This is a genomic window from Psychrobacter sp. (assembly GCF_018260395.1).
GTDB lineage: Bacteria > Pseudomonadota > Gammaproteobacteria > Pseudomonadales > Moraxellaceae > Psychrobacter.
In genome coordinates, this window is record NZ_JAGLBC010000072.1 from 1 (window position 1) to 12,007 (window position 12,007).

7 protein-coding genes are annotated in these 12,007 nt (G+C 36.8%); all 7 read left to right on the forward strand.

Translation table 11 applies throughout. The features are described 5' to 3' along the window. The first annotated feature begins 160 nt into the window (after positions 1–160). The 7 genes from QZ265_RS06755 to QZ265_RS06785 all read left to right on the forward strand — a co-directional run bounded on the left by QZ265_RS06755 (position 161) and on the right by QZ265_RS06785 (position 11,930). A complete protein-coding gene (locus QZ265_RS06755) occupies positions 161–1,495 on the forward strand; it encodes a DUF2868 domain-containing protein (protein WP_296404654.1) in 1,335 nt (444 codons plus the stop codon). 106 nt (positions 1,496–1,601) lie between these two features. Continuing rightward, on the forward strand, positions 1,602–3,272 hold the full coding sequence (locus QZ265_RS06760) for a GTPase/DUF3482 domain-containing protein (RefSeq protein WP_296404655.1): 1,671 nt from the start codon (positions 1,602–1,604) through the stop codon (positions 3,270–3,272). A 1,203-nt stretch (positions 3,273–4,475) separates the two neighbouring features. Further along, complete coding sequence (phbB, locus tag QZ265_RS06765) at positions 4,476–5,243, forward strand: acetoacetyl-CoA reductase (protein ID WP_296404658.1); 768 nt, start codon at positions 4,476–4,478, stop codon at positions 5,241–5,243. Between the two features lie 161 nt (positions 5,244–5,404). Then, positions 5,405–5,998, forward strand: coding sequence for a phasin family protein (locus QZ265_RS06770; RefSeq protein ID WP_296404660.1), 594 nt, complete (start codon positions 5,405–5,407; stop codon positions 5,996–5,998). A gap of 84 nt (positions 5,999–6,082) precedes the next feature. Beyond that, positions 6,083–7,954 (forward strand): class I poly(R)-hydroxyalkanoic acid synthase, encoded by a 1,872-nt coding sequence (gene phaC / locus QZ265_RS06775; RefSeq protein ID WP_296404662.1) that lies wholly within the window; start codon positions 6,083–6,085, stop codon positions 7,952–7,954. A 29-nt stretch (positions 7,955–7,983) separates the two neighbouring features. After that, positions 7,984–10,653 (forward strand): DUF3141 domain-containing protein, encoded by a 2,670-nt coding sequence (locus QZ265_RS06780; protein WP_296404664.1) that lies wholly within the window; start codon positions 7,984–7,986, stop codon positions 10,651–10,653. A gap of 14 nt (positions 10,654–10,667) precedes the next feature. Further along, positions 10,668–11,930 (forward strand): CaiB/BaiF CoA-transferase family protein, encoded by a 1,263-nt coding sequence (locus tag QZ265_RS06785; protein ID WP_296404666.1) that lies wholly within the window; start codon positions 10,668–10,670, stop codon positions 11,928–11,930. Positions 11,931–12,007: the final 77 nt, after the last annotated feature.

Consider the following 12,007-nt stretch of genomic DNA (forward strand, 5'->3'; position numbering starts at 1 on the left):
CTTTGGCTTGTGCTTATATTTGGCTGAAATTATGAATGTTCAACACGCCCTAATATTAAATAACTTATTTTCATATCATCTCATAAGAGCTTAAGGTCTACTAATCATCAAGTTTTAATTAATTTTAATAATATTTGGTAGGCATTTGATAAGGACTATCATGTTATCTAAGCAAGACCAATTAACTGAGCTGGTACGTAAGCTTGAGACCAAGAACCACGTTTTCTCAACTGATCCATTACTCATTACCGAACGTTTACAGAATGAAGCTGCCACTCCTCTTCAAAAGGTGCACCGCCGAGCGGAACGCATCGATAGCAATGGCGTTTTAGCCAGCACGTTAAATAAAATCGACGGGCGCATCAAAGGTATTATCTCAATTATGAGTGTGCTGTGGTGTATCTCTGGGTTCTTGGGTTTGTTTACTCTGCTACAGGCTAATGTGGTCAACTTCTTTTATGTACTGGTATGTTTACTTGGTTTTCATTCCTTAATGTTAATAGGATGGTTGATATTTACCATAATTAATCGTGGCAGTCAGTCGCCTAGTATAATAACCAGCTTTATAAATCCAAAAGCACTTATTCGCGGTAAAGACGATGTTACCCAAGCTGCAGTAGAGCTTTATGATGAACAATTGCATCACACTGGTATGCGATGGTATCTAAGCCGGTTTAGTCATCAACTTTGGCTAGCCACCTTAACTGGAATGCTATTTGCGATCATATTTTTGCTTATTGTGCGTCAGTATAGCTTTAGTTGGGAGTCTACCCTACTCTCTGATCAAGCATTGATGAATTTAACACATTGGCTTGGATGGCTACCAAGTAAAGTTGGATTTAATGTGCCTGATGCCGACGCTATTATCCAAAGTCGTTTAGCCTCACAAAATATGCCTTTAGCTATTGCTAGACAGTGGGCGAGTTTATTGGTTGGCAGTTTGCTAATGTATGGGATTGTACCGCGGGCTATAGCTTGGGCGTTTTGTGCAATAATGTTCAATCGTAAGAAAATGAAGCTTGATTTAAATCAGCCTTATTATCAAAAAATAATCAACTTTTGGCAGCGTAAGGTCGTCGATGAAGATGACTTCGTAGAAAAGGTTCAGCCTATTGCTCCCAAAGCGAAGGTGACTCAAGGTAGTAAACTTGTGGCTCTTTTAGAATATAAATATTCTAATCCAACTTGGTATCATGCGGCTGGTGAAGCTTTTACCACCCCTGCTCCGACTAATTTCGGTGTGTTAGATGATCGTGAGGATATGGACAAGTTGCTTGAATATTTGGCTAATCATGATGTACAAGTGTTGATAGGTATTCATAGTAAAGCTCTGCCCGATCGTGGCACTATGCGTAAACTTGATAAGCTTGCGACCCATGCTAAACAAGGGGTTATTGTTCAATTATTAGAAGATAATACTGCTGAAGCTAATAATTCATTGCGCCGACAGCAGTGGCAAACGGCTCTAGCTGAGCGTAATATTGGCCTAGTTTAATAGTTATTATTTTATAAGGTTTTGGTCAATTATTAGCAAATTTACTGCATAAAAAACTATTTTGATTTATGTTTAATTATAAATTTAACTTATATTCAGGCTCTTTATGACTATTGATAATAACAAACCAATCTCACAACGTGCAAAAGGATTATTTAGCGATAAAGCTTTTAGCACTTCATCAGAAGAAGACCTATCTCATTCAGATAATAACCAAGAGTTAGATGATTTAAATAAGTTAAGTTTTTTTAAAAATAGTGATGCTAGTAGCCATAACAATATCAATGAAACTGTCACTGATACGGGTGCTGATAGTGTTAATAACTTTGAATCAGTTGAAACTGTAAGCAGTATCCGAAAAGCCACTTTGGCTACTGGAGAAGCTTTAAAGTTAGCGGTAGTCGGACATACCAATACCGGCAAAACCTCAATATTACGTACTTTATTGCGAGATATGTACTTTGGGGAAGTCAAAAATGAAGCTGCGACCACTCGCCATGTTGAACGAGCTTTAATTAGTGATAGTCAAACAGGTGAGCCCCTAGTGGCGTTGTTTGATACGCCCGGTTTAGAAGATGCCTCAGGCTTGATGGACTGGCTTGAGGATAATACTGCCAGTCGCCGTGATGGTATTGAGCGATTGCAGCAGTTCTTGGCCAGTGATATCGCCCAAGGTGGTGATACAGTGAATGCTTTGAATGACTACTCGCAAGAAGCCAAGGTTATCCGGCAATTATTGGCAAGTGATATGGCTATCTATGTGATCGATGCCAGAGAGCCCGTGCTAGGCAAATACAAAGATGAGTTGGCAATATTGTCATGGTCTGCGATTCCAGTGATGCTTGTGTTTAATTTTACTGATGCCCAAGATACCAATATCGCTGATTGGCAAACCATGTTGGCTCGACGTAACCTTCATATCTCAACTCGCTTTGATTCAGTAGCTTTTGAGTTTGAAGATGAAATGAAGCTTTGGCAGAATTTGGCCACCATGCTGACTTATCCAGAAACATTACATCAACTTATTGAGCGTCGTCGTGAAGACTGGATGCAATTATATGAGCAGGCAGGCATTATTATTGCTCACTTCTTATTAGATGTTGCCGCTTATGTGCGTGAGATTAATGAGGATGATGATCCGTTACCAGTACTAAACGAGATGCAAGAAGCAGTTCGTCAAACAGAACGTGCCATGCAAGGTAAATTGCTAAACTTATATAAATTTTATGACAACAGCACGGTAGTTACCCCACTTGAACTAAGTGAATATCAGCAAGACCCTTTCGACCCTGAATTGCTTAAAAGCTATGGCCTTCGTACCACTTCGGGAGCTGCAGCTGGTGCACTATTAGGTCTAGGTATTGATGCTGCTGCTTTAGGTACTACCTTTGGACTTGGTGCAGCCATTGGCGGTTTGGCAGGTGGGATACTGTCAAATACCGGCAGTATTGCCGATAAATTAAATGGGGTAAAACGTCTATATATTGATCCAGCCACCCTAACCCTACTTGCCACTCGATCATTGGATCTTTTGGCCTCACTGCGTCACCGTGGTCATGCTGCCAACGCCGATACGCCAATAACTGAACTGCAAGAAACCAATACACCGCCTTGGCAACCTAATAAACTACCAAGTGAGCTTAAAAAAGCCCGAGGCAAACCTCAGTGGAGCAGTTTATCAAGTGGCAAAAGTGAATTGGCAGCTGAGCTAAGAGCCGATGCTGCATGGTCGTTATCGAGTAAGTTAAAGCGCTCTCGTTTAGAAGATAAAGACTGATTTGAGAATCTTAGAGTTAGTCTTTTGATTTTGATTAAAATAGTGTTCTAACGTCTTAACTAACCTAAAGTATGATAATTAAAAATGATCAAAACTTTCTAGTCAGTTAATAACTACCCCTATCTATGCCTATAAATTTGTAAGTTTTGATTTATTTAAATTATATTCTAAAATTACTCTGGAATTTATACTAAAAATAATAGGTTATTATATAGTTTAACTACGAAATTGAACTAAGCGATTATGTCAAATTTAACTAATCTATAAGATTTATCGGTGGTGTTAGTAAAATAAATTTAGTTTATAACTATTCATACACACTCTTTAAAGTTGTTTTAATTTTTATTCAAATCTTTCACTTTTTCATCTAATTTTCATTATACAAAAAATTTATTAATTTTAATGCATATCTCGTAATATCGGTGCGTAGATGACACTCACTTTTTTAATTTCTGAAAAATTATTAGCTTTGAATTTAACGTATACGTATAAAAGCTAACAACAATCTCAATCCTAAAAATAATTTATATATAAACAAATCCTCTTATAAACAAGCTGAATCACCTAAGCTAAGGCTTTGCGGTGTCTAATAGAATTCGTTTAACCTTTCTTTAAATGAACCAATCATCTTACTGATCTTCCTAATTATTAACGCAAATTTTTCTATTGCATTTATAAATTTAAAAATAAAAATAAACTTAAAAATAAATAAGATTAGCTGACAATTTATCCTTCAATTTAACCCTGTATTTATTGGTTACATAATCATGAATTTATTAATAACTAAATGCCTATTTAAATGTAGTAGTTCATGAATTGTAGATAATTTCCCAAGCTACTTTAATTATATGCTTTAAAAACAAAGCATTCGTTTTTCATATGGTTAAATTTTATGCGTTTAAAAGGTTACTTAAAATTATGGAATACCATCTAAATAAATAATTTTCAATTGTTAAGTTTACATAAATTAAACAATTTGAATATCGCGAATCAAACTGATTCGCATAATTGTCATAATCAAGGAATAGAATATTTATATGGTCAATTTAAAAAAATAAATTAACAACAATTAGTTCAACAAGCATAACAATAATTAAAGCTTTGTATTTCTCTTAATATATATAAATTTATTTAACCATCAAATTATGAAACTAAAACCGTTCAAGTGTGGCACTTATCAAACTAATAAAATAAAGGGAAGTTATGTCCGATTCAATCAAAAATACTCAAAATAAGAAAGTGGCATTGGTCACGGGCGCATTAGGTGGTATTGGCACTGCAATTTGTCATAAGCTGATTGAAAATAATTATTTTGTTATCGCAACTATTAGTCAAGAAAATCCTGAACGTATCGAAAAATGGTGTGAAGATAACAGCTTTGATGCCAATAATTTTGAGTTCATCGCAGTTGATTTAACCGATCATGAACAAACCATGAGTGTTATCCATTACACTATCGATAAGTATGACAGTATCTATGCTTTGATAAATTGTGCAGGAATAACTCGTGATAGTAGCTTTAAAAAAATGACCTTCGATCAATGGAAGCAAGTTATAGATTGTAATCTAATGTCTTTATATACCGTTGTTCATCCTATATTTTTGAAAATGGTAAATCAAAAATCCGGTCGAATCGTTAACATCAGCTCTATCAATGGTTTAAGAGGCCAATATGGTCAAACCAATTACTCTGCTGCAAAAGCTGGCATTATTGGCTTTACTAAAGCTTTGGCTTACGAAGGGGCTAGCTCATTCGTCACAGCGAACGTAGTAGCTCCAGGTTATACCTTAACGCCTATGGTTGAAGCAGTTCCTGTTCATATTTTAGATAAAATTAAAGAAACTATTCCAATGAACCGCTTGGCCTATAGTAGCGAGATTGCCAGTGCATGTATGTATCTTATCAGCGAAGATGCTCAATTTGTAACCGGTGAGACAATCTCAGTCAATGGCGGCCAATATATGTCTTAAGACTTAAACAGTAAAGTTATTAAATAGCTGAGTATTTTGACGTTGTTTTAAAACTGTTGCCTATGCGCTATAAGCAACATTGATATTAACTAGTAACCTTTTACTATTAACCTAACCTTTAACTCATTTTAATAATCATAATTTACATATGGAGCAACATAATGTCTTTTACTACATCAAATGACTATATCAACCAATTTAATGAAAATACTCAAAAATTCTTTGGACCATGGTCTGAATTAAATAAAGCATTTGTAAAAAATGCTGAACAAATGGCTGAATTTTCACTAAACACTATCCGTACTTATACAGAGATGGGTTTAGAAAACATGCGTCAAATCTCAAAAATTGATTCACCTGAAGCTGCAAAAGATTTTGGAACAAAACAAGCAGACTTGCTAAGCAATATTAGCCAACAAATTCTTGCAGATGCCCAGCGCTTGACTGAGCTTAGCAGCGAAATGCAAGATGAAGTTATGAAAGTTATGGGCGATGTTTATGGCAAAAGCAACGAGCAAATGCAAGATGCTATGCAAAAGACGGCTGATCAAGCTGCAAAAACTGCCCAACAGTTTACTGAAAATATGAGTAAGATGGCTGAAAAGGCTACTTCATCTACTTCTAGCAACACTGCTACTCCTAGTACCACTTCAACGTCAACTTCTTCAACTACTCCTAGCACTTCAAGTACAACAACCCAAACTACTCCTTCAACCGCCTCAACTAAAACATCAACCTCTACTACTAAAATTTAATTTATACCTTTAGATCTGAATTTGTCCGGCATCATGAACGATGTGGTGCCGGCCTTACCTATCCTCATTACTGAGGCTAAATTTATGTTAAAAAAATTTTATAAATTTCTAAATCTTCAAGATTCAAATGATAAAACGCTTAATGACAATGATTTAGATGCCTCTAAATCTAACACTTTTAGTCAGATAAATTTTAATAGTTTTTATGAAATGTCTCAAAAACTAGGTTTTGAGTCTTATAAACGCTTAACTCAGACCAATCTTACCAGTCAATCTATAGCCTTCGGCTTGCTCAATGTTAGCCAACAATTCGCTACCGCCGCTTTAATTAATAACCCTGTTCCCCTTCTTGAAAATCAAATACAGTTATTTCAAAATCAAATGCAATTGTTGCAAAACAGCTTACTAAGTTTAGTAACCGAAAAATTTGAGCCTATCGTTGTGCCTGATAAAGGTGACAAGCGCTTTATAGATGATGCTTGGAGCAAAAATGTTTATTTTGACTACATCAAACAAAGTTACCTCCTTTACTCAACTAGTATCTTAGACTCTATTGAGATGACCGAAGGTCTTGATGCAAAAACACAACAGCGTTTGTTATTTTTCACACGCCAATGGTTGAATGCTATCGCGCCCTCAAACTTTATATTGACCAATCCTGAAGTGCTACGTGCCACTAAGGCCAATAAAGGTAAAAATTTAATAAGAGGTTTAAAACAGCTGTTAGAAGATCTAGATAAAAGTGCCCATCTGCTATCAATTAGAATGACTGATAATGAGGCATTCATGTTGGGTGAAAATATAGCAGTTACCCCAGGTAAAGTGGTTTATCGCAATCGTATGTTTGAACTTATTCAATACGTGCCTACAACCCAAACCGTGAATAAAAAACCTTTATTGATTGTACCGCCTTGGATTAATAAATTTTACATTATGGATTTAAAAGAGAAGAACTCTTATATCCGTTGGGCTTTGAATGAGGGTCATAGTGTATTTGTAATTTCATGGGTTAATCCTGACCAATCTTATAAAGATGCTGGCATGGAAACATATATGCATGAGGGTCTTTTAGCCGCTTTAGATGTAGTAGAGAAAATTACCGGTGAGCCTAATGCCAATGTCATTGGATATTGTATTGGAGGCATGTTATTAGCATTAACCTTATCTTGGTTGGCTGAAAATAACCAATCACAGCGTATTGCCAGTGCAACGTTTTGGACAACGATGTTTGATTTCAGTGATCCTGGAGATTTGGGGGTATTCATTGATAACGATATCGTAAATGCTTTAGAACGCGAGGGCGACAAAAAAGGTGTGTTTGACGGTCGTTTGATGGGTGTTGCTTTTAGTCTACTACGTGAAAATAGCCTGTATTGGAACTATTTTATTCAAAACTACCTTATGGGTGAACGGCCTACTCCTTTTGACTTATTGTACTGGAATTCCGACTGTACCAATGTCACCGCTGCACTGCATAAATTTGTGCTGCGAGAACTATATCTTGGCAATAAGCTTATCAAAAAAGGTGAACTAACTTTTGACAATATAAAAATAGATTTGTCTAAGGTTACTACCCCTACTTATGTGGTCGCTGCAATACAAGATCATATTGTCAAATGGAAAGAAAGTTACCAATCTACTCAAGTATTTAATAGCGAAGTTCAGTTTGTATTAGCTGAGTCTGGTCATGTTGCCGGCATTATCAATCCACCTACCGGTAAATACGGATTTTATACCTCTAATGAAAACGTGTCTGACCCAGATGAGTGGTTTAAATTAGCAGAAAAACAAGAACGAAGCTGGTGGCTGCATTGGGGAGAATGGATTTCTAAACATTCTTCAGGCACTGTAGCAGCTAGAAAGCCAGGTGTTGATAATGACGGTCTGCCATGGCCGGTATTGTGCGATGCTCCTGGAGAATATGTACGTATAAAAGCATTTGAAGCATTGGCTTAATGATATTACTTATACTTTAGGAGCATAACATGACACATACTATTGCTAAAAACATTGAAAATCCTGATAAAGCCGACGTATGGCTAGACTTAGACAATCCGCATAGAACCACAACAGAAGCTGGTCCTAATTTGCAAGATGTGTTGAGCAATCAAGCTCATCAGACTCAAGATATGATCCATGAATATAGCCGCTATAAGCGTTATATAGCTGAAGGTAATGAATTAAAGTCTACAGTAGCATCGCGTCACTTAGCTCAAAATTTCGAGCTGCTAAAGACCAATACAGAGACTCTGAATAAAGACTTACAAGATATAAAAAATGGATTAGATAAGGCTAAGAGTCCATTTGTATTATGGCAGCAGTGGCTTAGTTATAGCAATGATAGTGCCAGACGCTTATTACAAACTGCAGATATACTCAAACAACGCGGTGATATATTTATTGAACATGAGCTGGCAGGTTGTCCGCCGGTATTAGATTACGACTATGATGTTGTTTTGGATGCCAGTACATTTGAACGGCCTTGTAATTATGTACTTTTAAGAATTAAGCCACCTGAAGGGGTTATAACCGATGAGAGTAATCGTCCATATATAATAATTGATCCAAGAGCGGGACATGGTGCTGGTATAGGAGGATTTAAACCTGAAAGCCAGGTCGGCGTTGCATTGAATAATGGTCGTCCTGTTTATTTTGTAGCCTTTAAGAGGCTGCCACAACCTACTCAAACTATTGCTGATGTAACCTATGCTGAAGCTAGATTCGTAAGAGAAGTGGAAAAAAGACATCCCAATTCTCAATCACCTGTCGTCGTTGGTAATTGTCAAGGTGGCTGGGCAGCATTAATATTGGCAGCCACTCATCCTGATATTAAAGGGCCAATTGTAATGAATGGTGCCCCAGTCGCTGCTTGGAGCGGTGAAGTTGGTGTTGATCCAATGCGCTATAAAGCTGGTGTAAATGGCGGCACGTGGCTGGCCATGATGAGTGCTGACTTGACTAATGGTGTATTTGATGGCGCTTGGTTGGTCAATAATTTTGAGCAGATGCATCCTTATCGCAACTATATAGGCAAATATTACGACCTATATAAAAATCCTTCCGCCAATCGTGACCGCTTTTTAGACTTTGAGCGCTGGTGGGGTGGTTACTTTTTAATGAATGAAGCCGAAATACGCTGGATTGTTGAAAATATATTTATTGGTAATCGTTTAGCGCGTAATACAGCGCAGCTTGAAAAAGGGGTTAATATTGATCTACGCAATGTTAAAGCGCCCGTTATTGTTTTTGCTTCAAAAGGTGATGACATTACACCGCCTCCACAAGCTTTAGCATGGATTCTTGATGCGTATACCGATGAAAAAGAAATTGAAGTATGTGGTCAGCGTATTATTTATATGATTCATGATGAAGTGGGACATCTGGGTATATTTGTTAGTTCAAAAATTGCCAACCATGAGCATAAAGGCATGGCCTCTATCATGGATATGATTGAAATTTTGCCACCTGGTCTTTATGAAATGAAGCTTGAAGATCACGAAGGCGAAGGTAAAGAGAAAACCTTTTCAGTAGATCTACAGCGCCGTACTTTTGAAGATTTGAGTCATTCTATTGGTGAATGCAGAACAGATGAAAAGATTTTTAGAGCCGTGCATCGCTCGTCAAAATCGCAAACTCGTGTATATGAACAGACATTGCGTCCAATGGTTAAAGCCATGACCAATGAAACCTCTGCTCAATTAATGCGCTCAATGCATCCTTTAAGACTACAAAGAAGTTTATGGAGTAGTAAAAATCCAGTGGCAACAGCCATTAGCAGTCTAAGTGAAAAGCTAAATACCCCTAACAGCAACTTGGATAATACAGACACTAAAGATACCTTAAATTCCATTAAAACTACTGAAACGACTCAAACAAATGATACTAGTGACCATGTTGAGACTAAATCTAATGATAATAGCCAAATCAGCTCCACACAAGACTATGGAACGGTGAAGCTACCTGCAATAGAACCTATTAATCAAGATAACGTTTTTTTAAAAATTGAAAAAATGTTTATGGATTCATTGAGTATAACCATGGACTTTTGGGGTAACTTAAACGGTAAGCTAACTGAGACCATGTTTTTTAATATATGGACGTTGCCTTGGTTCCGTCAATACGGTAATAAAGAAGCTTCACGTCGCTTGTTGGATAAAGATGAAATACGTAACTTACCTAAAGTTGATGAAGCATTGTCAAATATAGATAAAGGTGGCTATCCTGAAGCAGTTATTCGTATGCTTATCTTAGCTAATATTGTTGCAGACGATAATATCGATCGTGATCAGCTACTACGTTTAACCGAAGTCTTAACTAAGCAAGCTCCGTTCACTAACTTATCAAATTCTGATTTAGCAAAAACGATTGAAAATCAAACCCTAATTGTTAGATTCAACGAAAAAGGGGCAATCAATTCCTTAACTATGCTATTAAAGGATAAAGCTGAACGTGAAGAAGCATTCAAGCAAGTTAAATACGTTGTAGGCGATGAGGTAGAAAATCTGAATCCACAAACTATAACCATGCTTAACCAAATTAAAAAGGAATTAGATTTGTCTGATGATGGTAAATCTGAAGATAGTAAAATCAGGAACTCTAAATCCCAGACTAAAACTGAAAGCAAAAAGCCGAATGATAATAAGCCTAGCTCTTAAGATAAGGATATTATATGCAAGCGCAAACATCAGTTGGTTCGGTTCAAGCCTTACAAGGCATAAAAGTACTTGATTTATCACGTGTACTAGCAGGGCCTTCATGTACTCAAATATTGGCAGATTTGGGTGCAGAGGTTATCAAAGTTGAAAGACCGGGTATTGGCGATGAGACAAGGCATTGGACCCCTCCATTTTTTGAAGATGATTCATCTAATGCTAATGCCGAAGATAATGATCAAAGTTCAACTGCTATCAGTGATAAAGTCTCTGCTTACTATGCCACTATCAATCGTAATAAAAAGTCTATTACTGTTGATATGTCTAAGCCTGAAGGTCAAGATATTATAAAAAAATTAGCCCTTGAATGTGATGTCTTGGTCGAAAATTTTAAAGTAGGTGGTTTAAAAAAATACGGTCTTGATTATCACTCTTTACAAGCTTTGAATCCGAGATTGATATACGCCTCTTTAACAGGATTTGGGCAAACAGGGCCCGATGCACACAAACCTGGTTATGACTTTATTAGCCAAGGTTTATCTGGCCTGATGTCATTGACGGGTCAACCTGATGGTCAACCTCAGAAAATCGGGGTACCAGTGGTTGATTTGTTTGCTGGGCTTGAATTGACCATTGGTATTCAAGCTGCACTGTTGGCAAGGCATCATACTGGTGAAGGTCAATGGGTGGATGTTGCTTTACTTGATAGCGCCATTTCAATGCTAGCAAATTTTGGCATGAATTATCTAGCATCTGGAATAGCACCTAAGCCATTGGGCAATGCGCATCCAAGTGTTTGTCCTTATCAAGTATTCCAAACTGCTGATGATAAAAACTTTATCCTAGCTTGTGGCAATGATAGTCAGTTTGCTAAAATTAGTAAAATACTTGGATTAACATTGCATGAAGACCCACAGTATGCGACTAATCCTAAGCGTGTTGAAAACAGAATTAGTCTGACAGAAATTTTATCCTTTGAATTTAATAACAAAACTCGTGATGAGTGTCTTCAATTGCTTCAATCCGTTAATATTCCATGCGGACCTATTAATGATGTTGCTGAGGCTATTAATTTACCACAAGTTATTGCTAGAGAAATGGTGGTAGGATTTAAAGACAGTCCTATTAAAGTTTTGGGTAGCCCGCTTAAGCTTGAAAAAACTCCGGTAAAATACCATTCCCCTCCCCCAAAACTTGGCGCCGATACTTACTCAGTATTATCTGAGCTGGGTATGAGCGATGATGATATTAATATTTTAAAGAAAAAATCAATTGTTTAAACTAACCGTTAAAGTATTTGAAATTTATTTGAAATCATTATTAAATTGCGTTATTACTATAACCTTATTCTTGTGGC

What these genes read in the sequence shown, in the direction of transcription:
- QZ265_RS06755 (WP_296404654.1), top strand. Translation starts at nt 161, where the DNA reads ATGTTATCTAAGCAAGACCAATTAACTGAGCTGGTACGTAAGCTTGAG.
- phaC (WP_296404662.1), top strand. Translation starts at nt 6,083, where the DNA reads ATGTTAAAAAAATTTTATAAATTTCTAAATCTTCAAGATTCAAATGAT.
- phbB (WP_296404658.1), top strand. Translation starts at nt 4,476, where the DNA reads ATGTCCGATTCAATCAAAAATACTCAAAATAAGAAAGTGGCATTGGTC.
- QZ265_RS06780 (WP_296404664.1), top strand. Translation starts at nt 7,984, where the DNA reads ATGACACATACTATTGCTAAAAACATTGAAAATCCTGATAAAGCCGAC.
- QZ265_RS06770 (WP_296404660.1), top strand. Translation starts at nt 5,405, where the DNA reads ATGTCTTTTACTACATCAAATGACTATATCAACCAATTTAATGAAAAT.
- QZ265_RS06760 (WP_296404655.1), top strand. Translation starts at nt 1,602, where the DNA reads ATGACTATTGATAATAACAAACCAATCTCACAACGTGCAAAAGGATTA.
- QZ265_RS06785 (WP_296404666.1), top strand. Translation starts at nt 10,668, where the DNA reads ATGCAAGCGCAAACATCAGTTGGTTCGGTTCAAGCCTTACAAGGCATA.